This is a genomic window from Pseudoalteromonas sp. SG44-17, from assembly GCF_014164235.1.
Taxonomy (GTDB): domain Bacteria; phylum Pseudomonadota; class Gammaproteobacteria; order Enterobacterales; family Alteromonadaceae; genus Pseudoalteromonas; species Pseudoalteromonas rhizosphaerae.
The window spans coordinates 62,036-83,921 of record NZ_JACJEV010000011.1 but is presented as its reverse complement, the minus strand read 5'-3'; the positions used below and the strand labels follow the sequence as shown (position 1 = coordinate 83,921).

Annotated in this window: 20 protein-coding genes; 10 read left to right on the top strand and 10 right to left on the bottom strand. The window is 41.4% G+C overall.

Going from position 1 to position 21,886, the window contains the following annotated elements; genetic code table 11:
- Nucleotides 1–55: 55 nt before the first annotated feature.
- Complete coding sequence (locus H5182_RS10200; protein WP_182735061.1) at nucleotides 56–829, top strand: NADP-binding protein; 774 nt, start codon at nucleotides 56–58, stop codon at nucleotides 827–829.
- Here the strand turns inward: H5182_RS10200 and hutH are convergent.
- The 3 genes from hutH to hutC all read right to left on the bottom strand — a co-directional run bounded on the left by hutH (nucleotide 826) and on the right by hutC (nucleotide 4,845).
- Nucleotides 826–2,358, bottom strand: a complete 1,533-nt coding sequence (hutH, locus tag H5182_RS10195) for a histidine ammonia-lyase (RefSeq protein WP_182759968.1) — start codon at nucleotides 2,356–2,358, stop codon at nucleotides 826–828. The genes H5182_RS10200 and hutH overlap by 4 nt on opposite strands.
- 2 nt (nucleotides 2,359–2,360) lie before the next feature.
- Complete coding sequence (gene hutU / locus H5182_RS10190) at nucleotides 2,361–4,034, bottom strand: urocanate hydratase (protein ID WP_145238458.1); 1,674 nt, start codon at nucleotides 4,032–4,034, stop codon at nucleotides 2,361–2,363.
- Nucleotides 4,035–4,137: 103 nt separating this feature from the next.
- Nucleotides 4,138–4,845 (bottom strand): histidine utilization repressor, encoded by a 708-nt coding sequence (hutC, locus tag H5182_RS10185; RefSeq protein WP_145238461.1) that lies wholly within the window; start codon nucleotides 4,843–4,845, stop codon nucleotides 4,138–4,140.
- Nucleotides 4,846–4,954: 109 nt separating this feature from the next.
- Here hutC and hutI point away from each other — a divergent pair, with 109 nt between their 5' ends.
- Both hutI and H5182_RS10175 read left to right on the top strand, forming a co-directional pair.
- Nucleotides 4,955–6,202 (top strand): imidazolonepropionase, encoded by a 1,248-nt coding sequence (gene hutI / locus H5182_RS10180; protein WP_182731683.1) that lies wholly within the window; start codon nucleotides 4,955–4,957, stop codon nucleotides 6,200–6,202.
- Nucleotides 6,203–6,332: 130 nt separating this feature from the next.
- Nucleotides 6,333–7,988 (top strand): GGDEF domain-containing phosphodiesterase, encoded by a 1,656-nt coding sequence (locus H5182_RS10175; protein ID WP_182759988.1) that lies wholly within the window; start codon nucleotides 6,333–6,335, stop codon nucleotides 7,986–7,988.
- 7 nt (nucleotides 7,989–7,995) lie between these two features.
- Here the strand turns inward: H5182_RS10175 and H5182_RS10170 are convergent, their stop codons facing one another.
- Together H5182_RS10170 and rraA are read right to left on the bottom strand one after the other, a co-directional pair.
- Nucleotides 7,996–9,042: a formimidoylglutamase gene (locus tag H5182_RS10170; protein WP_182735063.1), complete on the bottom strand. Its 1,047-nt coding sequence runs from the start codon at nucleotides 9,040–9,042 to the stop codon at nucleotides 7,996–7,998.
- Nucleotides 9,043–9,045: 3 nt separating this feature from the next.
- Nucleotides 9,046–9,543: a ribonuclease E activity regulator RraA gene (gene rraA / locus H5182_RS10165; RefSeq protein WP_145238473.1), complete on the bottom strand. Its 498-nt coding sequence runs from the start codon at nucleotides 9,541–9,543 to the stop codon at nucleotides 9,046–9,048.
- 218 nt (nucleotides 9,544–9,761) lie between these two features.
- On the opposite strand from rraA, the gene H5182_RS10160 reads away from it, so the two are divergent.
- The 7 genes from H5182_RS10160 (at nucleotide 9,762) to H5182_RS10130 (ending at nucleotide 16,262) form a co-directional block, all read left to right on the top strand.
- Nucleotides 9,762–10,301 carry a phosphatase PAP2 family protein gene (locus tag H5182_RS10160; RefSeq protein ID WP_145238476.1) on the top strand — a complete coding sequence of 180 codons (540 nt, stop codon included), beginning with the start codon at nucleotides 9,762–9,764 and terminating at the stop codon, nucleotides 10,299–10,301.
- On the top strand, nucleotides 10,298–11,326 hold the full coding sequence (locus tag H5182_RS10155) for an MJ1255/VC2487 family glycosyltransferase (protein WP_182759967.1): 1,029 nt from the start codon (nucleotides 10,298–10,300) through the stop codon (nucleotides 11,324–11,326). Before H5182_RS10160 ends, H5182_RS10155 begins: the two co-directional genes overlap by 4 nt.
- Nucleotides 11,327–11,442: 116 nt before the next feature.
- On the top strand, nucleotides 11,443–13,323 hold the full coding sequence (locus H5182_RS10150; protein WP_182759966.1) for a methyl-accepting chemotaxis protein: 1,881 nt from the start codon (nucleotides 11,443–11,445) through the stop codon (nucleotides 13,321–13,323).
- A gap of 189 nt (nucleotides 13,324–13,512) precedes the next feature.
- Nucleotides 13,513–13,953 carry a hypothetical protein gene (locus tag H5182_RS10145; RefSeq protein WP_182758646.1) on the top strand — a complete coding sequence of 147 codons (441 nt, stop codon included), beginning with the start codon at nucleotides 13,513–13,515 and terminating at the stop codon, nucleotides 13,951–13,953.
- Nucleotides 13,954–14,326: 373 nt separating this feature from the next.
- Nucleotides 14,327–14,716 carry a hypothetical protein gene (locus tag H5182_RS10140; RefSeq protein ID WP_182735066.1) on the top strand — a complete coding sequence of 130 codons (390 nt, stop codon included), beginning with the start codon at nucleotides 14,327–14,329 and terminating at the stop codon, nucleotides 14,714–14,716.
- Between the two features lie 144 nt (nucleotides 14,717–14,860).
- Nucleotides 14,861–15,553, top strand: a complete 693-nt coding sequence (locus H5182_RS10135; protein ID WP_182758645.1) for a hypothetical protein — start codon at nucleotides 14,861–14,863, stop codon at nucleotides 15,551–15,553.
- 448 nt (nucleotides 15,554–16,001) lie between these two features.
- Nucleotides 16,002–16,262, top strand: a complete 261-nt coding sequence (locus H5182_RS10130; RefSeq protein WP_145238485.1) for a hypothetical protein — start codon at nucleotides 16,002–16,004, stop codon at nucleotides 16,260–16,262.
- Nucleotides 16,263–16,552: 290 nt separating this feature from the next.
- Here the strand turns inward: H5182_RS10130 and H5182_RS10125 are convergent, their stop codons facing one another.
- The 5 genes from H5182_RS10125 to priA form a co-directional block, all read right to left on the bottom strand.
- Nucleotides 16,553–16,927 carry a gamma-butyrobetaine hydroxylase-like domain-containing protein gene (locus H5182_RS10125; RefSeq protein WP_182759965.1) on the bottom strand — a complete coding sequence of 125 codons (375 nt, stop codon included), beginning with the start codon at nucleotides 16,925–16,927 and terminating at the stop codon, nucleotides 16,553–16,555.
- Nucleotides 16,928–16,995: 68 nt separating this feature from the next.
- Entirely contained in the window at nucleotides 16,996–18,324 is a 1,329-nt protein-coding gene (gene hslU / locus H5182_RS10120; RefSeq protein WP_182717691.1) for an HslU--HslV peptidase ATPase subunit, read from the bottom strand.
- 11 nt (nucleotides 18,325–18,335) lie between these two features.
- The gene (hslV, locus tag H5182_RS10115; protein ID WP_145238496.1) at nucleotides 18,336–18,854 is read right to left on the bottom strand and encodes an ATP-dependent protease subunit HslV; all 519 of its coding nucleotides are present in this window, start codon (nucleotides 18,852–18,854) and stop codon (nucleotides 18,336–18,338) included.
- 80 nt (nucleotides 18,855–18,934) lie between these two features.
- On the bottom strand, nucleotides 18,935–19,465 hold the full coding sequence (locus H5182_RS10110; RefSeq protein WP_182759964.1) for an SPOR domain-containing protein: 531 nt from the start codon (nucleotides 19,463–19,465) through the stop codon (nucleotides 18,935–18,937).
- A gap of 21 nt (nucleotides 19,466–19,486) precedes the next feature.
- Nucleotides 19,487–21,673, bottom strand: coding sequence for a primosomal protein N' (gene priA, locus H5182_RS10105; protein WP_149982625.1), 2,187 nt, complete (start codon nucleotides 21,671–21,673; stop codon nucleotides 19,487–19,489).
- Nucleotides 21,674–21,886: the final 213 nt, after the last annotated feature.

Genomic DNA, 21,886 nt, shown 5'->3' with positions numbered 1-21,886 from the left:
TGTGTGCGATGAGAGAAGTGAACAAATTTCTATTTAATTGTAAGGGTGATGTTACGTGGCGGGTAAAAATAAAGACCAATTAATAGTATTGGGCGCAGGTTGGTTGGGTCAGCCATTGTGCTTACAACAGCTCGCAAAAGGTTGGGATGTTCAAGGCACCCATCGCAGCGCAGAGCATCAACATGCTTTTCAGCGCCAGTTAGTATTTGCAGATCAGCAATTAGCTCATCAACTAGATTTACATAATGCGTGGTGGGTGTGTGCTATACCACCACGTAGTCGCCACGCTGATAGCCATTATTTAGCCACGTTAAAATTAGCCATTGAACTGGCAGGCACCATGAATGCAAAAGGCTTTTTGTTGTGTTCATCAACGGCTGTGTATGCTCAAGATAATCTAACCTATACAGAGCAAAGTGAGATTAAAGTAAGCACTGCACGCCAACAGCCATTAATTGATGCTGAGCAACTGGTATTAAATGCGGGTGGAAAAGTACTTAGACTCGGTGGTTTAATTGGGCCAGAGCGAGAGCCTGGGCGTTTTGTGGCAGGCAAAGAACTACAAAGTTCGAGCAACCAAACCGTTAATATGGTGCAGCAACAAGATGTTATTAATGCGATTGTTACTGTGTTGGAGAATTGGCAAGTTGCAGCGTCAATTTACAATGTAGTCAACCCAGCTCATCCAACCAAAGCAGATTACTATCAGCAAAAATGCCAGCAATACGGAACAACCCCCCCTACATTTACGAGTGACGAAAGCGCCGAACGCATCATTGATGGTTCGGCTATTGAATCACTTGGTTTTAACTATCAGTTTGCTATTTAAAACGACGGTAATACGCCTTTAGGTAATAAATTACACAACTCACCTTGCTGTAATAATAAATTAGCTGCTTCGATATCTGGGCCAAAATAACGGTCTTTATCGTAGTAGCTCACTTTTGTGCGCAGTGTTGCTTTAGCTTGTTCAACTTTGGCTGATGCCTTCAATGGCTTTCTAAATTCTAACCCTTGCGCAGATGCCAACCATTCAATTGCCAGTACGCCTTGCGTGTTATCAGCCATTTCTTGCAGACGACGTGCTGCAAAAGTTGCCATAGAAACATGATCTTCTTGGTTAGCTGAAGTTGGTAAGCTATCCACAGAAGCAGGATGCGCCAATGATTTATTTTCAGATGCTAATGCTGCTGCGGTTACTTGTGCAATCATAAAGCCTGAATTAACGCCGCCGTTTTCAACTAAGAAAGGTGGCAACTTTGATAAGTTTGAATCAATGAGTAACGCAATACGACGCTCAGCTAGTGCACCAATTTCGGCAATCGCTAATGCTAAATTGTCGGCTGCCATAGCCACAGGCTCGGCGTGGAAGTTACCTCCCGAAATAATATCGCCTACATCAGCAAATACTAATGGGTTGTCGGTTACACCATTAGATTCACACAACAACACTTCGGCTGCTTGGCGAATTTGCGTTAAACACGCACCAAGTACTTGTGGCTGACAGCGTAGGCAATACGGGTCTTGTACTTTTTCACAATCCACATGAGCTTCGCTGATCTGTGAATGTTCACCGAGCATATCGCGAAACATTGCCGCGGTATCGATTTGACCAAGTTGGCCACGAATTTCATGAATACGTGCATCAAATGGCGAGCGACTTCCCATTGCTGCTTCAATACTAATTGAGCCAATCGCGCAGCTTTGTGCATATAAATCCTCAGCCCGAAATAGCCCTTGAAGCGCAAATGCGGTAGAGGCTTGAGTGCCATTTAACAAAGCCAAGCCTTCTTTAGCAGCCAGTGTTAATGGCTCAAGACCGGCTATTTTAAGACCGTCAGCAGCGCTAATGAGTTTACCTTGATAGCGCATTTCGCCTTCGCCGAGCAGTGGTAAACACATATGTGAAAGTGGCGCTAAATCGCCAGATGCACCTACCGAGCCTTTTTTTGGCACGCATGGATAGACTTGTGCAGCAAGTAACTGCATAAAGAATTCGATCACTTTTAGGCGAATGCCAGAAAAGCCACGTGATAATGAATTAATTTTCAATACCATCATCAATCGTACTGTGCTGTCATCCATATAAGCACCGATGCCCGCAGCATGGGAAAGTACAATGGATCGCTGGAGTAACTCTAATTCATGTTCAGCAATTTTAGTATTGGCGAGTAAGCCAAAACCGGTATTAATGCCATAAACCGTTCTGTGTTGATCAATCACGTCTTGCACGGTTTGTGCACTGGCTGCTATTTTTATCTCGCTATCTTTGGCGAGCGTTAACGTCACTGGTGATAAATTAATTTGGCGCAGTGTTGCTAAATCGAGCTTTCCAGGTGTTAGGGTGAGTTTAAACATGATTATTCCTTATTTAACATTGGCAGGTCGAGGCCTTGCTCGGTCGCACAATTAATTGCAATATCGTAACCTGCATCCGCGTGGCGCATAACGCCCGTTGCAGGATCATTCCATAATACGCGGCCAACCCGCGCAGCTGCTTCGTCGGTGCCATCAGCAACAATGACTACGCCAGAATGTTGGCTAAAGCCCATACCTACACCACCACCATGATGAAGTGACACCCATGTTGCACCTCCTGCGGTATTCAGTAATGCATTAAGTAATGGCCAATCTGATACTGCATCTGAGCCGTCTTTCATTGCTTCGGTTTCACGGTTTGGACTCGCAACTGAGCCTGAGTCTAAATGGTCACGGCCGATCACAATCGGTGCTTTAAGCTCACCATTTTTGACCATCTCATTAAACGCCAGCGCTAAACGAGCGCGGTCTTTTAAGCCAACCCAGCAAATACGAGCAGGTAAGCCCTGGAATTGAATACGTTCACGAGCCATATCAAGCCAGTTATGTAAGTGTTTGTCGTCAGGAATAAGCTCTTTCACTTTTGCGTCGGTTTTATAAATATCTTCAGGATCGCCTGATAATGCCACCCAACGGAATGGACCAATTCCTTCGCAAAATAATGGACGAATATAAGCTGGCACAAAACCTGGGAAATCAAAGGCATTTGTTACGCCTTCGTCAAATGCCATTTGACGAATGTTATTGCCGTAGTCAGTTGTTGCAGCACCAGCTTGTTGTAGTGCTAACATTGCGTTGACTTGCACAGCCATCGATTGCTTAGCTGCTTTGACAACCGCTTGTGGATCTTGTTCACGCATTTTAGCCGCGTGTTGCATGCTCCAACCTTGCGGTAAATAGCCATTCAACGGGTCGTGAGCAGAGGTTTGATCGGTCACTACATCGGGAGTAATAGCTCGGTTAACAAGCTCACTAAATACATCAGCGGCATTACCAAGTAAGCCGACTGACAGCGCTTCGCCTTTGCCACACGCCTCGTTGATAAGCTCCAGTGCATGATCTAAATCGGTTGCTTTAACATCCACATAGCGGGTTTTGATCCGAAAATCGATACGCGTTTCATCGCATTCAACTACGAGTGCGCTAAATCCCGCCATGGTTGCCGCAAGTGGCTGCGCGCCGCCCATACCGCCTAAGCCACCGGTTAGCACCCACTTTCCAGCAGCGTCACCATTAAAATGTTGTTTTGCCATCGCTACAAAGGTTTCGTAGGTACCTTGTACTATGCCTTGTGATCCAATGTAGATCCATGATCCCGCAGTCATTTGGCCATACATCATCAAACCAAGTTTATCGAGCTCGTTAAAATGCTCCCAATTAGCCCAGTGAGGTACTAAGTTTGAGTTGGCAATTAATACTCGCGGTGCATTACTGTGAGTTTTAAATACCCCAACAGGTTTGCCTGATTGTACGAGTAGCGTTTCGTCGTCTTCGAGTCTGTCGAGAGTTTCGATGATTTTATCAAAGCAAGGCCAATCACGCGCTGCACGACCAATCCCACCGTACACAACTAAAGCATGTGGATGTTCGGCTACTTCAGGATCTAAATTATTCATTAACATGCGCTTAGCTGCTTCGGTGAGCCAGCTCTTAGCGCTGATTTTATCGCCGTGTGGGGCGCGGATAACGCGAGATTCATCAAGTCTGTTGTTCATAGATTACTCCTGTTGTATATACAAGCTTATTGGTTTCAAAAAATACGCTGTGAAGCGCATCATTTTTGATTTTTATATTCTTTCTAATGTTATTTTTTACATATTACTTTTTAAAAGTTAAATGTCCGCCTAAGCGATACTTACTACCCGGTGATACTAAACGGGCAAAACTAACAATCCCAGATGATGACCAAGTACGCCTAATCACCTGTAAGCATGGCTCTTCATGGTATAAATTAAGCCATTGGCACATTTCGCTGTTAGGCATTATTGCTTCTACCGTATGGCGCGCTTCCGTTAATGGTGCGACGCTCGATAAATATTCGTGCGGAGTTAACGCAGTAAAATCTTGTTGAAGGTAGCTTGTTGCTAGTGCAGGGTTAACAAAGCGCTCCTCAACTTGCAGTGGCTGTTCGTTTTCGTTATGCACTAATACACTGCGATACACCACGCTATCTACTTCAACACCCAGTGCAATCGCAATTGGCGCAACGGCGCTGATAGATTCAAGCACTAATACTGTACAGCTATAATTGCCGTTACGGGCCTTGACTTCATCTGCTATATTTTTGATTTCAAGCAATGATGATTGCGATTTAAAACTGGCAACGAACGTGCCTAAACCTTGACTACGAGTCAGTATACCCGCTTCGGTGAGCTCGCTTAATGCTCGGCGCGCAGTCATTCGACTAACACTAAATTGTTCTGCTAATTCATTTTCAGAAGCCACACGTTGGTTTTCAAGCCATGCGCCGCTGCGGATATTATCAACAATAAATTGCTTTATTTGTGCGAACTTAGGTGTCGTCATTTGAATTATTATGGTCTTTTAAATTTGTTATTAACTATAAGATGGCATATTTACCTTGTATATACAAGATGACTTGTTAGACTGATAAAAAATAATTTTCGGAGTTAATATGACAACAATCACTGCAAATGATCCGGCTAATGACTGGGATTTATTGATCACAGATGCCAATATCGCAACTATGGATTGCAGTATTGCAGCCCCTTATGGCGCCATCGAAAATGCAGCATTGGCTATCCGCAAAGGTGTCATTGTGTGGTTGGGTAAACAAGCCGATTTACCTAAATTCGACGTATTAGCAACGCCGATGCTTTCAGCAAAAGGGCAGTGGCTAACACCTGGTTTAATTGATTGTCATACCCACTTAGTGTTTGCCGGCTCAAGAGCTGAAGAGTTTGAACAGCGTTTACAAGGTGTTAGTTACGAGCAAATAGCAGCGCAAGGTGGGGGGATCGCTAGTACGGTAGCAGCAACACGAGCTGCGGATCATGAGGCTTTATTTGTGCTCGCGAAGGATCGTCTCAATGCCCTCTATGCCGAGGGAGTGAGTACCGTTGAGATCAAATCTGGTTACGGACTTGATTGCGAAAATGAAGTTAAAATCCTCGAAGTGGCACGTTTGTTAGGTGAAAATCACCCGATTGATGTAAAAACGACATTTTTGGGGGCGCATGCCCTACCTTTGGAATATAAAGGTCGCAGTGATGAGTATATCGATCTGGTTTGTAATGAGATGCTTGAGCAAGTGGTCACTGCAAATTTAGCCGATGCTGTCGATGTGTTTTGCGAAAATGTTGGTTTTAGTAATGAGCAAACTCGCCGAGTTTTTAATGCCGCAAAAAAACATAATTTGCCAGTGAAATGTCATGCTGAACAGCTTTCAAATCAGCAAGGAGCACAATTAGTCGCTGAATTTAATGGGTTATCTGCTGATCATATTGAACATTTAGATGAAGCTGGAGTAAAGGCCATGGCTGCAGCAGGCACTGTAGCGGTATTATTACCCGGGGCATTTTATTTTTTACGCGAAACCAAACAGCCGCCAATTGAGCTATTAAAGCAGTATCAAGTACCAATAGCGATTTCGACAGACTTTAATCCAGGTACATCACCCTTGTGTTCTTTGCAATTAATGATGAATATGGGGTGTACTTTATTTCGCTTAACTCCTGAAGAAACTCTCGCCGGAGTTACGCGTAATGCCGCAAAAGCATTGGGTTTAACTGATCGCGGAGTGTTAAAAGTCGGCATGCGTGCCGATATAGCTCATTGGCAAATATCCCACCCAGCACAATTAAGTTATCAATTTGGCGTGAATAAACTGTTAAATCTGTGGATTTTGGGTAGACTAAATTAGTCTGTTGTAATGTTGTACTCAAAAAATGATTTTAATTGCGCTATTAACAAATACGGGACTTGAATATTCTGCAGGGAGCGCTTTTTTAAACAATATATTGACGCCTACTTTTTTAGCCGGCGCTATTTTTATGGCGATGATCTGTGCCTTGTGCGTGGTTAAAAAGCCATTACTGCGCTTTAGCTATCTCAGCAATGGGGTACTTGGGTTGGCAGTATTAAGTGGCGGCTTTAACTTTTTGGAGTTACTATTTGCACTGAGTATTGGTTTGCATTTATGGCTGTCATTTTCGCAAAATAAGTGGACTATGCTCACTTTGAGCTGTTGCTCAGCACTCGTATTTACGGTGTGCTTAGCGGCTCATTTACTACTTGAGTTACCTCTTTATTTAATTGTACTGGCGAGCATTGTACTGGCGATGTCTGGCTATTTTGATGATGAAGAACTTGTTGCTGAGGCTGATGACGCAGCGCATATAAATCACTTTATGGAGCCTGCGCCGTTATTAAATCTTCCCGATATTAAGCAGTTACGCCAAGGCTATTACGACTGGCGTAAAAACAATCAACAACGAGCTGCGTTGGTGGTTATCCGGTTGGAGGGGTTTGCTCAGGTTAATCAGCATATTGGCCGAGACTTTGGGGATTTACTATTAGCGCAGTCTGCAAACCGTATTAAGCAGCTACTGCTTATTGAAGAAGTGATTAATTTAGCTGGGGAACAAAAATTAGCTCACCTTGGTGGCCTAAATTTTGCGTTTATATGTAATTTAGCGCAGCAAAAACATCTACATGAGCAATTAATCAATCAAATACTAGGGGCCACCTTGAAGCCGTTTAATGTGGCTAATTGCACTATTAAAGTCAATGCACGGGCCAGTTTCGTTGATTGCGATGAACAAGAAAATAGCTTTGATAATTTAATTTCGTTTGCTTACCTCGCTTTAGATAGCCACCCAAAACAACAAGTGGTGGTGTACCATCAACAAATGAGAATAGAGCAATTAGAACAGCAAGCGCGTTTGCAAGAATTAGCAAATATCGATTTTTCTAGCGAACTTGAATTGTATTTCCAACCCATCATTTGCAATCACGATGAAAAAATTGAATTTTTAGAGTTGTTACTGCGTTGGCAACATCCCAGACAAGGGATTTTATCGGCTAATCGATTTATTGATGATATACGTGTTGCAGGGCTTGCTTATCCATTAGCCACATTTGTTATTGAACGCGCCGCAGAGCTTGCAATGGCACTGCGCATGGAAGGCATAACGATGCCTTTGAGTATAAATTTATTTGGCTCTGAAATGCTAAATGAAGAATTTATCGAATTCCTTGATCACATTTTTATCGAACATCAACTACAAGCTGGCGATTTAATTGTCGAGTGTCCACTTAATCTGTTTATGAGTTTAGATGAGCAAGGTAAAGCAATGGTCGCACGCATCAATAGCATTGGTATTAAAGTCTGTGTGGATGGCCTTGGTGATAGCCCTATTTGGCTTGCTAAGTTACCAAATTTAGCCGTTGCATATGTAAAAATAGCGCCTTCATTAACTGCTGATTTCAGTCATCAAAGCCATGTTCGTAGTTTGATAAGTGGTATGGTTGATATGCATAACCAACAAAATGCGAAGGTAATTTGCGAAGGGGTAGAAACACTGGAGCAGCTTAATTTTGTAAAAAGTTTAAACGCCTATGCCGCGCAGGGTTATTACTATAGTCATCCACTTAGCAGTGTTGGCATGATCTCTTGGTTAAAACAATGGCAAATAGAGCATCCGTAATCGTTTTTTAGTTTGCTTTGGCTTGTAAATAAGCATTCACGAGAGCTGTGATTATTTGCCCTGCATCGCTCATTCCGGCCTGTATACCACTAGGATGTTGGTTGGGGGCTGCTTCACATAAATGCAAGTATTGGCTGTTTACTTGACTGGCAGCTAAATGCACAAAGTGTTCGGCATCGCTAACACTAAAACCACAATTGGTATACGCACTGACGGGCATTAATGAAATGCTATCAAGATCCACTTCAACCCCAAGTGGTGCATCAATTAGATTATATAGTGCCTGCTGGCATGCTTCAGTTAAGGTTTTTTCGCGCCTAACTTGCAGCGCTTGGTAGCTATCATAACTAAATTGGGCAGCAGCTAAAGCATCAATAATTGCTTGATTGTTTTTCAGCTCGTGCATGCCAATAACATGATAATTATTTAAGTGTTGCTCGTTATATGCATAGCGAAAACCATTACCACTATGGCGGCCTTCACAGTCACGGAAATCGGCATGAGGGTCAAAGTTGATCGCGTTTATTGGGCGCTGTTTATGCTTGCTTAATGCGCGAATAATACCAAGGCAGTTATTATGGCCACCGCCAATAACGATTGGCTCTAACCCTGCAGTAAAAATTAAGCTCAGCACTTGCTCAACACGTTGATCAAGTTGGGCGCATAACTGGCGTAATTGTGTTAGTTGCTGAGGATTTTGGTTTGATAAATCGCGCGCCGCAAGAGTCAAATCGCTGATCGCGACTTCGCCTAATAACAAAACTTTTTCGTTCGCTAAAAATTGGTTATCAGGTTGATTTAAAAAGCGTTTAAGAAATGCTTGCCAGCCATCTTCGGCACCACCATTGCCTAAGTTGGCGCGTGGCCCGATATCTTCGCAAATACCTAGTAATACATACTTAATACCAAATTGCGCGGCATCGTGCATGGCTTGTAAAGGATCAACACCAGTGTCAAGTAGGGCTATTGACTGCCATGCTTTTCTTTCATTAGCGCGACTGCTACACCAAGGTTTTACAGTCGCTTCATCATAGATATGTAGGTGGTTTGACACTCGTTATTCTTCTACGATTTCCAGTTCAAGTTCTTCACCAGATAATACAATACCGGTGCTATCTGCATAGATAAAGTCGTCATCAAAAAATGATACACCAGCGAAGTTAACGCCAATGCCGTCTTCACCAGCCCCGGTGCTGTCTGCTGCAACAGGGATTGAAGCAATTGCTTGAATACCTAAATCAAGCTCTTCAAGTTCATCAACATGACGTACTGCACCGTATACCACAATGCCTTGCCAGTTATTTTCTACAGCTAGTTCAGCAAGCTCGATGTCGATTAATGCGCGACGAGTTGAACCACCCCCATCAATTAATAATACACATTCTTCGCCGTCTTGAGAGAGTATGTCGCGGATCAGTTCATTATTTTCAAAACATTTGACGGTTTTAATACGGCCACTAAAATTGTGGCGACCACCAAAGTTAATAAACATAGGTTCGAGCACATCGACCACATCGGCAAAGTGATCGCATAAATCTGAAGTGCTGTAATCCATTTTTCTATCCTTTCTAAAGATACGTGAGCTGATGTTCAGTATACCTTTCTTAAATGCAATAACAACGACTTAATAACAGTAAATTGCGCTCTTTTTAAACAATTATTGCGCTAAAACAGGAAAAGCAATATTAGTGTCTTAAAAGCGTCACTCAATTGTTATTTTCACCGCCTAAGCTGAATTTGTGTACAGAGTTTGCACAATTAAAGGAGCAAGTAATGAGTGAGAACAACATGCTAAAAAAAGTTGTCCAACTGGACCAAAGTTTGTTTTTGATGCTATTTAATGGCAATGCCCCAAAATGGTTAAAAAATTCAGCTTTAGGTTTCTCAAAAACAGGCAATGGAGGGCTTTATGTATTAATCGCTGTTGGTTTTGGCTGGCTTAGCAGTGAAGCTGAATTACGGCTTATGGCGATGACTCTATTGCTGGGCTTTTTAATTGAGCGACCCATTTATTACGTGGCTAAAAATAGTTTTGCCAGAATTCGGCCATGTGATTGTTTAGTAAAAGGCGCTTACATTACGCCCAGTGATAAATTTAGTTTACCGTCAGGGCACAGTGCTGGCGCATTTTTAGTGGCCGTTATCTTAGCGCAGTATTTCCCGCAATTCGCAGAGTTATGTTTTTTGTGGGCAACTGGGGTCGCAGCATCGCGGGTGTTACTTGGGGTACATTTTCCTGTTGATGTAGTGCTTGGTGCATTGATGGGGGGAAGCTGTGGTTTATTGGCAATCTTGATAGTGGCTACCTTATGAAAATACTTTATGGCATTCAAGGAACTGGTAATGGTCATATAACCCGAGCACGGGTGATGGCGAATGCGTTTAAGCAAAAGGGGATTGCTGTAGATTATGTGTTTTCAGGGCGAGCCCAGCAGAATTACTTTGATATGGACGAGTTTACTAATTATCGCAGCTTTCGGGGGTTATCTTTTACTACTCAAAATGGTCAAGTCAATAGTTACCAAACAGTGAAAAATAGCCGTATATGTAGATTACTAAAAGACATTAAACAGTTAGATGTATCGGGTTATGATTTTGTGTTTAATGACTTTGAACCGATCACCGCATGGGCAGCAAAACGCCAAGCAGTGCCAGTCATAGGCATGAGTCATCAAGCTGCATTTTTATCACCCAAAGTACCAATGTTTGGGCATAGTTTGCTGCGCCGCTCATTCATAAAATATTATGCTCCTGCTGATACCTACTTAGGCGTGCATTGGCAACCATTTGCGCAAAATATCATTCCTCCTTTTATTGCTCATCATCAGCATGATAATCCAGTCAATGTTGACAATAAAGTATTGGTATATTTACCTTTTGAAGAACTGCGAAGTGTGATTGATTACTTACAAGAGTTTCCTGAAAAAGAATTCTATTGTTACCACCCGCAAGCACAAAATAGTTCAACCGCGAATATTCATCTACGAGCCCCTTCACGTGGTGGCTTTTTAAATGATTTAGCTAATGCCAGTGGTGTGATCGCAAATGCGGGTTTTGAGCTCTCTAGCGAAGCACTAAAATTAGGTAAAAAACTGTTATTGAAACCATTGTCAGGGCAGTTTGAACAAGACGCCAATGCACAAACATTATTAGCAATGAAAGCCGCGCACGTAATGAATTACTTAAACCCCAATGCGTTGGATGATTGGCTCAATAGTACCTCACAAAAACAGATTAATTTTCCAAGTGATCCACAGCCATTAGTTGAGTGGTTAGCTGCAAGACAGTGGCATAACACACAGGAATTACATCAAAATTTGTGGTCTTCGGTAGGCTAAATTTAAAATCAACTGATTTTTTAAAACACTGTAGTAAAAAACAATAATAATGTAAGCCAATTGTTAGTTATTTAACTATACTATCTTGCAGTGATTTATTTTATAGGCTGTTGTTAATGAGTTTACTCCAAAATTTGACTATTAAACGTCGTTTACAAGTCAATGCATTAGTTGTTGGTCTCGCTATGGTCGTTATGTTGTGCGTCATTATTTATGAGGCACGCATTATGCTAAAACTAAATGAAACGATTCAGTATGCTGAAAAACTCGATATACATGAACTGTCAATGCGCAAGTACGAAAAAGACTTTTTGTTTTATAAACAAGAAAGCAGCTTAGAGTTATTCGATCAAGAATATGAACAGTTGCAGATTAAAATTAAAAAATTGGCTCAATTATCAGCCGAGCTTGATATTGCCACTGTGCAAGTAGAGCAATTTGCAGTACTTGCTAAGCAGTATAATGATGATTTTCAAAAGGTTGTGCAATTACAGAAGAAAATAGGCTTACACCCCAAAGATGCGCTTTATGGCGAACTGCGAGACGCAGTACATAAAATGGAAACGTTGTTAGACAAACAAGATAACTATCATTTACTCACTTTGATGTTACAGCTTAGACGCTCTGAAAAAGATTTTATGCTGCGTTTTGACTTAAAATATTTAACTCGTTTTGAAGACGGTGTATCGGAGCTTGAGCGCCAAATTCGCAACGAAAACTTAGCTTCAAGTGACCAGTCAGAGCTGTTACGTTTACTTGCTATTTATAAAAGTAAGTTTAAATTGTTAGTTGATGAGCAAGTTGCATTAGGTCTGGATTTAGGTTCAGGTGCACTTGGTAAAATGAGAGACAGCGTTAAACAAAGTGATGATTTAGTTACTTTAATTACAACTGCAACTCAGCAGCAAGTTGAGTCTACTGCTGCAAAAACGCAAATGCTCGCAATAATAATTTTTATTGTTGCCAGCTTGCTGGTGATGATCTTGGTGTACTTTACAAGTCGTTCGATTATCGTCCCAATTGAACGGGTGTATCACACCATCAATGAAATTCGTCGAAATAATAATTTAAGACTTGTTATAGAACACAGTGGTAAAGATGAAGTAACCACCATGACAATTGATTTTAATAGTCTTATAAGTGACTTCAAAAAACTCATTTACGAAGTAAATACAGCTTTAACGACTTTAAATATTGCTACCGATCACTTATCGGAGAGCACCGCAGCAACGAGCTCGGGTATGCAAGAGCAGTTGCATGAAGCTGATATGGTTGCAACCGCCGCGACGGAAATGCAAGCCACCATTCAAGACATTTCTCATAATACCGAGGCCGCAGCCAAAAAAGCAGAATCAACTAATCAAAGTGCTCAACAGGGGCGCAAAGAAGTTGAAGCAACGGTTAAGCAGATCAATCAATTATCCGATTCACTGGGTAATGCCTCTACCGTAGTATCACAGCTTGAAAAAGACGGTGAAACTATTGGCTCAGTATTGGATGTTATTCGTGGTATCGCTGAACAAACTAATTTACTAGCACTCAATGCCGCAATCGAAGCTGCGCGCGCCGGAGAGCAAGGCCGAGGCTTTGCTGTTGTTGCTGATGAAGTGCGTTCACTTGCACAGCGTACTCAAGAGTCAACCAAAGAGATTGAGAGTATTATCTCGATTTTACAAGGGCGTACTCAAGAAGTCGTAAGCATAATGCAACGATGCCGAACACAAGGCGGCGAAAGCGCAGCACAAGCAACAAAGGCGGGTGAACTACTGAACTCTATTACCGAAGATGTGCAAACTATTATGGAAATGAGCACGCATATTGCCACCGCAATTGACGAGCAAAGCCAAGTTGCTTCTGAGGTGAATAAAAACGTCGTGCGTATTCGTGATATCGCCGAAGATGCCTCAGCTCATTCATCAAGAAATGCACAAACTAGCGAAGAGGTATCAGAGCAAGCTCGGGTACTTTACGCCGCGATAGATAAGTTTAAGGTTTAAAAACAGAAGCTAGGTTCTAGGGTTTAGGCTCTAGGAGTTAGCTGAGCTTTAAGCGCTAAGCCATAAGTTTTAAGCAGCCCTGAGTTGTTTGAAAGTTATGGCTTTTTTGTTTTCACACTTTTTTATTTTTAGGTTAAAGGTTACTCTCAGTTTTATTTCTCGACGATAAACCAGTTAATTGGAGCCTCTTTGCTAAAGTGTAATCAGTGTGCGGCTAAAAAAGATTTCAAAATACATTTTTGGATGTCAAAAATAGACATGGTTGGGTTTATCTTTCTCAGCCTTTGTTTATCTATACCCATTGGGATTGTGGCTTTCTTAGCTGAGGAGTCGCAAAGTTTTGCTCGCTTTATTGCTTTTGCCGTTCTAATTTTTGCCGCAATTAAAAAACACGAAAAAGTGGTTGCACTTTTAATCGTTGAGTTTGTTATTGACTGGGCTCTTGATAAGGCTGGAATGTATGAGTTTAACTTAATGGTTGCAACAGCATTTATCCTCACATTCATAAAAATTGGCAGTAAGGTTTATGGATTCTTTTTTCAATGTGTGAATTATAAGTTTGATTTAGACATCTTTTGTCCAAAGTGTAATAAAACATATAAAAAAGTTAGGCTACCAGAGAGCAAGTGATAGCTAACTTAAAGTAAATAGGCAAGGGCGATATCAATCTTTTTACTCTAAAGTGCAGTGCTTTAAATAATAGAAAAGTTATGATTATTTGTAGTGGCTCATATCTTATCTTACAGTTTCGATAAATAGACTTGGACTTCACCTAACTGGCATTTATGAGCAAAAGCGGTCGCTGGTAAAAGTTAAACTTAGTCCTGTTTTGATGAGTAGGATCCTAATTTTGTCCGATAACATTATTAACCGCCGTTTTGATGCAAAATAACAAGCTTTGAATTTTAGCTATTTTAATTACTTGTTTACAAAGGTAATTATTGGTGGAATTATAAGAGTATATAATATAAACCGTTTTGGTGTGTTATAAGCACGGATGGATATGAGAGCACTTTATTTACTTTTATTTTTAGTTTCTATCAATGTAAGTGCTGATGCTTACTTTCCCAGCTGCTTTGAGTCCTCTACTTTTGAGAGGAATGGTAAAAAGCTATTTATTACACCAGATGATTTGTTAAACCGTCCTAATTGGGGCTTAGGTGATGGCGAACCACCAATATCAATTGGTAGTGCAACAGAAAAAGTTATGTCATTTCTTCGTGATAAATACAGTGTTGAAGAAGTGATTTTTGCATTTGTTCACCTAAAGAGCCAAGTTTGTTCAATAGACCAGGAAATGCAAATAGTTTGGTTTTACGTTTTCGCTGCTGACTCACCAATTAGTCTTGTTGGTATCTCAATGACTGGACGATTGATTGAGGCCGTAGAATGACATTTTGGAAATATGCTTCTAACAAACCAAGTCATCGGAAAATCACTCACTGGCTGCGCTAAAACGTTCGTGTGTTTTCCGCTGCTTGTGGCATTATATTTCATGAGAATTTTGCTTTCATCTATGCTATCAAAGGGGTTATATATGGATCTTGAAAAACAAATCAAAGTATTTAAAGATTTAGGCTACGAATTCGCAGAAGGTGTAACTAAAGAGCTAATTCTTCGTGATGTATATGAAATGACATGGGAAGAAGAAACGGAAAAACATATTGAAGAGAACCCTTTTTCAATTTTATATTATTTCTATGGATGGAGAGATTCTGCTGTAAAAGGACGCAATTATACAGATGATTGTATTTGGTACGATTTAGAGTTCTTTGATTCTAGATCTGAATATAAATGGTTTATGGAAAGAATGGGAGTTATTACCCATGGTGATATGATTTTTTCAGATATAACAATAGATACAGATTCAGATGATTGGGAATGGATTGATTTTAAAGTTAACGGTATACCTAAGCGATGGAAATTGGAGAAAACGGGCATAATACCAGATCATTTTGTAGAACGTTTTTCATCTTTAAATAAAGAATTAGGTTTTTCGCGACAGTTTACCTATTACGATAATGGCGGGCAACAATGGGTCATTGATTATGCTAACAAATCAGAACAAAAAGAATTTAATGAAAAAACAGGTTTAAATAGAGAGTGGCTAGGTGAAGGAAATCATTTTAAAGCTCTTCCAGAAAGCCATGATGAAGTACCATCTAAAACTCTACAGCAAAAATTTGTGAGTATATATTCAAAGTTAGCTAGTAGATTTCAAAGTCAATAACAAAAGAAATATAACACATATGAGCCTTAACTCTGTCAATAGGCACTAGTGTTCTTTTTGACCGTCAATTCTAAATCAATAAATAAATTTGTTTACTTCGTCTGACGATGTGGCTGTTAAGGCAGTAGCTTAAGGCAGACACATATAAGCGCAACGTAATAGCCTTCACGTTATTAGCGCAGCATTTGCTTATTTTCCTCTTAAGCGCAGCGCCTCTTAACCACTTTGTAAATAATTCACTAAATTTTTTTGCACAAAGAGAAGGGAATGAGCAGTAAATGAGGGAAACGTAGCGCTTAGTATTGGCGTGCTTAAATAACTGATAATCTAACATGATTATTACTAAGCGATTGAATCAAAATAGCAACTCGGCTATGGTTAATGCATCAATAAAAAATAAATTAAAAACGAGTTATTCTAAAGGCTCGTTAGGATTACGAGAGTATCAATGAAACTTTTAAGCTGGATTTTACTGATATTATTTATATTATCTTATGGTAGTTCTGCATTATTTTGTTCAGGTTTTGTTGATATTATTGAGCCAAATTTTGGTGAATGCTTTAACAGTGGTGTTTCATATTTTGATTATTTTCCAAAAGGTCAGTCTCCTCTTGAAATGTTAGGTGTAAAACTAATTGCGGCATGCTTAGTAATATCATTTGTTATTGGTTTTATTTATCATAAGTTTAAAGTCAGAAAGCAACCCTAACATATATGAGTCTTAACTCAGTCAATAGGCAATAGTATTACCTTTGACGGTTTAAATTCGGTAACGGCCAACTTAAAATCAATAAACAAATTTGTTTACATCGTCTGTCGATGCAGCTGTAAGTAGCTTACGGCAATCAGACTATTTAGGGCTTATTAAAACCTTTACCTAGCACCTTCTCGTTACGCTTCGCTACACTCAACCACAACCACATAGTTAACTTTAACGCCGAGCTGCGCTAACTTTCACCTTGAACCTTTTAACTCGCTAACTATACTCTCGCAAACTCGCTAAGGTACAAACTTGATCGGTACGCTGTCTTTATTGGCATTATGTTCTGCGAGGCGTTGTTGGTAGGTTTGCCATAAATCGTCATGTTGGGCTTGTAGGTGGGTGAAATATGCCCAGCTAAATAAACCGCTGTTGTGGCCATCGTCAAAGTCTAAACGCAGTGCGTAGTGGCCGACTGGCTCGATGTTTTTGATGCTAACCTGCGATTTACCGAGTACCAATTTCATTGGTTCGTTACCATGGCCTTGTACTTCGGCAGACGGTGAATGAACACGTAAAAACTCACTACTAAAAGTACAGTGGGTGTCATCGTCAAAATAGACATCAAGGGTTTTGCTAACGGTATGATGATGTACCTTGATAACTTGTTTCATTGTTATGCCTGTGTATTGAGCCTAGAACCTAGAACTTAGAGCCTGGGCCCTAAGTTCTAGTTTTAAAATTAAAGAATAAAGCGACTTAGGTCTTCATCTTCAACCAGTGCACCTAAATGCTTCTCAACATAGGCGGCATCAATGACTAAACTGGTGCCAGCTTGCTCTGATGCATCATAGGAAATTTCTTCCATCAGTTTTTCCATTACCGTATGTAGGCGACGTGCACCAATGTTTTCGGTTTTTTCATTAACTTGCCATGCCGCTTTGGCAATGCGCTCGATGGCGTCATCGCTAAACTCTACACTTACTTGCTCTGTTTTAAGTAGTGCATGTTGTTGCTCGGTCAGTGAGGCATGTGGTTCGGTTAAAATACGTTTAAAGTCGTCAGCGGTTAATGCTTCAAGCTCTACACGAATAGGTAAGCGACCTTGTAGTTCTGGGATCATGTCAGATGGTTTTGCCATTTGGAATGCGCCAGAGGCAATAAACAACATATGGTCAGTTTTCACCATGCCATGCTTAGTGCTCACGGTTGAGCCCTCAATCAGTGGCAGTAAGTCACGCTGTACGCCTTCACGGCTTACATCTGGACCTGATGATTCACCGCGTTTACAGATTTTGTCTATCTCGTCGATAAACACAATACCGTTTTGTTCGGCTGCGAAGATTGCTTGCTCTTTTAGCTCTTCAGGGTTTACTAATTTAGAGGCTTCTTCTTCAACCAATAATTTAAACGCTTCTTTAATTTTAAGTTTGCGTTTAGTGCGCTTGTCACCCGCCATATTTTGGAACATGCCTTGCAGCTGGTTGGTCATTTCTTCCATACCAGGTGGTGCCATGATCTCAACATTTGGTTGTGCTTGAGCTAAATCAATATCAATTTCTTTATCGTCTAATTGACCTTCGCGTAATTTTTTACGGAAGATCTGACGCGTTGAAGATCCTTCATCGCGTTGGCTTTCACCAGACGAATCTTTAGCTGGAGTCAGTAGTGCATCTAAAATACGTTCTTCGGCAGCTTCTTCTGCGCGATGTTTGAATTTTTTAGTTTGTTGCTCACGGGTCATTTTGATTGATACATCAACCAAGTCGCGAATGATGGTTTCAACTTCTTTACCAACATAGCCCACTTCAGTGAACTTAGTCGCTTCGACTTTAATGAAAGGCGCGTTGGCAAGTTTTGCTAAACGACGGGCAATTTCAGTTTTACCAACACCGGTTGGACCGATCATCAGGATATTCTTCGGCGTTACTTCAGCGCGAAGATCTTCATCTAATTGCATGCGGCGCCAGCGATTACGAAGGGCAATAGCCACTGCTTTTTTTGCTTTTGCTTGACCAATTATATGCAGGTCAAGTTCATGAACGATTTCTCTGGGAGTCATATCAGACATAGCAGTTCCTATTACAATTCTTCGATGGTTTGAAAGTTATTTGTGAATACACAAATGTTGCCGGCAATTGTCAGGCTTTTTTCAACAATTTCGCGGGCGCTTAAATCGGTGTTTTCAAGTAGGGCAGTTGCAGCTGATTGGGCAAAGTTACCACCACTACCAATGGCAATTAAATCATTTTCAGGCTGCACAACATCACCGTTACCAGTAATTATCAGTGAGGCTGTGGAGTCGGCAACAGCAAGCAATGCTTCGAGTTTGCGCAAGGCGCGATCGCTACGCCAATCTTTAGCCATTTCAACAGCGGCTTTGGTTAGATTGCCTTGGTGCATTTCAAGCTTGCTTTCAAAACGTTCGAACAGGGTGAAGGCATCAGCAGTGCCGCCAGCAAAACCGGCGATCACTTTGCCATTATAAAGGCGTCGAACTTTGCGGGCGTTGCCCTTCATTACGGTGTTACCAAGTGAAACTTGGCCATCGCCACCAATGACGACTTTATCGCCGCGACGTACACTTACAATAGTGGTCATGTTATTCCTCATCATCGAGTCGCAGGGGCGACTCGTTAAAAGCGATTGATGATGAGTTAATATGGGTTAATGGGCTAAAATCAAGTCCAATTCCAAATTCCGCAACCAGTTATTTTGCTACGCTTTAGTTTGTTTTTATCACTTTCGGCTAAACGTTTGGTTTTATAAGGACCTAAACGCACTTTATACCAGACACCGTTAGTGCCAGTTGTTTCACGAATTTCGGCGATTAATCCGGCAAATGCAATTTTAGCTTTTAAGGTTTCTGCTTGGCCATGGGTTCTGAATGAGCCGCATTGCATTACATAAGGGCCTTTTTGTTCAAGCTCTCTTACTTCAACTTGAATTTCATGCTCTTTGATTTCTTTTATGAATTCAGGAGGGCGTGGTTTAGACAACTCTTGTTGCACTTTTGCAGGTGTTGGGTTTGCTTGTTGTTCAACCAGCTTTGGATCTGCATTGGTTTTGACATACCATAAACCAAAACTAAAACCGCCAACAAGTAGCACGGTAACCAGTACTAATAATACGGGGAATGGTTTTTTCGGTGGCGCTGTTTTTTTGCTGTTACGGTTGCCCGGTTTTTTATTAATAAAATCGTGTTGTGCCATGGTGGTATTGGGCTTCTAACCTTAAATCATATCTATTGGATCTACATCTAAGCTCCATCGCACCTTTTGCGCTAATTTACTGGTACTTAAGTAGTCTACCATTTGCGCGAGATATTGGTGTAATAGAGGGCGTTCGAGCGCTTGAATATGCAATTGAAAGCGATATTTCCCTGCAATTCGCTCGAGCGGTGCAGGGATCGGACCTAGCAATTGTATACCAGTTAGACCTTGGACTGGAACTAAATCTGTTAAAAAATCGACCACTTGCTTTATGTTGTGACCTTCGGCGCGGACAATCGCCATATTAGTTATTGGTGGTAGCTGTGCGTCATCGCGCTCTTGCAGTGCAAAACGGGCGAAATCTTGATAACCATTATTGACTAAATCTTGTAATAAAGGATGCTCGGGAAAGTGAGTTTGCAATAATACATGACCAGGTTCGCCACTGCGCCCAGCACGGCCAGCCACCTGAGTAACCAATTGTGCTAAATGCTCTGTGGCGCGAAAGTCGCACGAGTACAAGCCGCCGTCGACATCAAGGATCAATACTAAGCTCACATCAGCAAAGTGATGACCTTTGGCAAGCATTTGGGTGCCAACTAAAATCCGTGCACCGCCTTGGTTTATATCGTCTAGGGCTTTTTCTAAACTGCCTTTACGACGCGTTGAGTCGCGGTCAATCCGGCTAATCGGGGTATCAGGAAACTCGGTTGTTAAAAACTCTTCTATTTGTTCGGTGCCTTTGCCGTTAGGAAATATTTGTGTACTACCACAGTCTGGACACTGATGCGGCACGCGTTCTTGTTCACCGCAGTGATGGCAAATCATCTGGCCGATGGCTTTGTGAAAAGTCGCACTAGTGCTGCAACGTGTGCACTCACTTAACCAACCACATTCATGGCAAATCAGGGTAGGCGAAAAACCGCGACGGTTTAAAAATACCATCACTTGTTTGCCTCGTTTTAAATGCTGACGCATAGTGGCAAGACTGGCATGAGCTATACCAGCTTGATCCGGCTGGCCTTTCATATCAATCAGCTGAAATTTATTGTCGGTACTGGTTTGCGCACGTTGTGTTAGGCTCAGTAGTTGGTATTTATTATGAATTGCCTTATGCAAGGTTTCGAGCGCCGGGGTTGCTGAGCCTAAAATCAGCGGTATTTTATGTTGAAAAGCGCGGTATGCGGCTAAATCACGGGCATGGTAACGTAAGGTATCTTGTTGTTTAAATGAACCGTCATGTTCTTCATCAACAATGATCATACCAAGCTTTAAAAATGGTAAAAAGATACTCGAACGTGTACCAATCACAATTGCGCAACTGGCTTTTTCACAAAAGCGCCAAGTTTGTAAGCGTTCGTTATCGGTCAGTGCTGAATGCCACAGCATAATCGGCGTATCAGGAAAGCGACGACGAAATCGATTAACCGTTTGTGGCGTAAGGCCAATTTCAGGCACTAGTACGAGTGCTTGTTCACCGCGTTTTAAAACCTCTTCAAGGCATTGTAAGTAAACCTCGGTTTTACCACTGCCAGTGACACCTTCTAGTAAAAAGCTATTGAAACCGACCGCTTGATTAATGGTGGTACAGGCTACTGCTTGCTCTTTATTTAGAGTCGGCTTAGTGCCTACGGTGGGAAGTTGTTGTTGCCATTGGTTGTCGTGTTCAATCGTTTGGCTGATCAGCTCTTTGTTAAGTAAGCTGTCGATAGTTTTTTTACTAAACCCCAGCGCTTTTAATTCTGTAAGTGATGATTTACCCGAATCTGCCAGTTGTTTGAGTAAGCTTAGTTGGCTCTTTGCTTTTAAAGACGGTAATTTAGCGCCTTTTTCAGTTAGTGCCACCATACTAATACTGCTTTTATCTGGGCACAGTCCTTGACGCAGCGCGCCAGGCAGGGCGATATGAATTGTTTCACCTAGTGGGTAGCAATAATAGCGCGCAGTAAAACGCAATAATTCGATATGTCGCTCTGATAAAACGGCTTCATCATCAATCACTTCAAGCACTGCTTTAAGTTTATTAACCGGCACATCGGTGTTGGTTTTTAGCGCCAGTACTACCGCAACTTTGCGCTGATTACCAAATGGCACCCATACCCGCGCACCGACTTTAGGCATCACCGATAAACCATCGAGTTGCTCTGGAATGCGATAATCAAAGGTGCGATGCAACGGTACTTTTATAGCAACTTCAACAAAACTCATAACAACCCAAACAAGAACGAATAAGGGAGTTAATGTACTAAAATTATGGCTGAAAACCTACCTGCAAATATCTTCTTTAAAACTTTTGTTCATTTTATTAGCAAAAACGACATTTAAAGCTTGTAGCAAGTGGGGTTGTTGCTTAGAATACGCGTCCTAAATAATTTGTTTTAACGACGTATGGTGCCAGACTCCGGGTTTGGAGAGCGATGC

Bases quoted from the DNA above. Each gene is read 5' to 3' on its own strand.
- hutI (WP_182731683.1), top strand. From the start codon at position 4,955: ATGACAACAATCACTGCAAATGATCCGGCTAATGACTGGGATTTATTG.
- hutU (WP_145238458.1), bottom strand. From the start codon at position 4,034: ATGAACAACAGACTTGATGAATCTCGCGTTATCCGCGCCCCACACGGC.
- H5182_RS10130 (WP_145238485.1), top strand. From the start codon at position 16,002: ATGAAACTTTTAAGCTGGATTTTACTGATATTATTTATATTATCTTAT.
- hutH (WP_182759968.1), bottom strand. From the start codon at position 2,358: ATGTTTAAACTCACCCTAACACCTGGAAAGCTCGATTTAGCAACACTG.
- H5182_RS10150 (WP_182759966.1), top strand. From the start codon at position 11,443: ATGAGTTTACTCCAAAATTTGACTATTAAACGTCGTTTACAAGTCAAT.
- hslV (WP_145238496.1), bottom strand. From the start codon at position 18,854: ATGACCACTATTGTAAGTGTACGTCGCGGCGATAAAGTCGTCATTGGT.
- rraA (WP_145238473.1), bottom strand. From the start codon at position 9,543: ATGGATTACAGCACTTCAGATTTATGCGATCACTTTGCCGATGTGGTC.
- H5182_RS10175 (WP_182759988.1), top strand. From the start codon at position 6,333: ATGGCGATGATCTGTGCCTTGTGCGTGGTTAAAAAGCCATTACTGCGC.
- H5182_RS10110 (WP_182759964.1), bottom strand. From the start codon at position 19,465: ATGGCACAACACGATTTTATTAATAAAAAACCGGGCAACCGTAACAGC.
- H5182_RS10135 (WP_182758645.1), top strand. From the start codon at position 14,861: ATGGATCTTGAAAAACAAATCAAAGTATTTAAAGATTTAGGCTACGAA.
- hutC (WP_145238461.1), bottom strand. From the start codon at position 4,845: ATGACGACACCTAAGTTCGCACAAATAAAGCAATTTATTGTTGATAAT.
- H5182_RS10140 (WP_182735066.1), top strand. From the start codon at position 14,327: ATGAGAGCACTTTATTTACTTTTATTTTTAGTTTCTATCAATGTAAGT.
- priA (WP_149982625.1), bottom strand. From the start codon at position 21,673: ATGAGTTTTGTTGAAGTTGCTATAAAAGTACCGTTGCATCGCACCTTT.
- hslU (WP_182717691.1), bottom strand. From the start codon at position 18,324: ATGTCTGATATGACTCCCAGAGAAATCGTTCATGAACTTGACCTGCAT.
- H5182_RS10125 (WP_182759965.1), bottom strand. From the start codon at position 16,927: ATGAAACAAGTTATCAAGGTACATCATCATACCGTTAGCAAAACCCTT.
- H5182_RS10155 (WP_182759967.1), top strand. From the start codon at position 10,298: ATGAAAATACTTTATGGCATTCAAGGAACTGGTAATGGTCATATAACC.
- H5182_RS10160 (WP_145238476.1), top strand. From the start codon at position 9,762: ATGAGTGAGAACAACATGCTAAAAAAAGTTGTCCAACTGGACCAAAGT.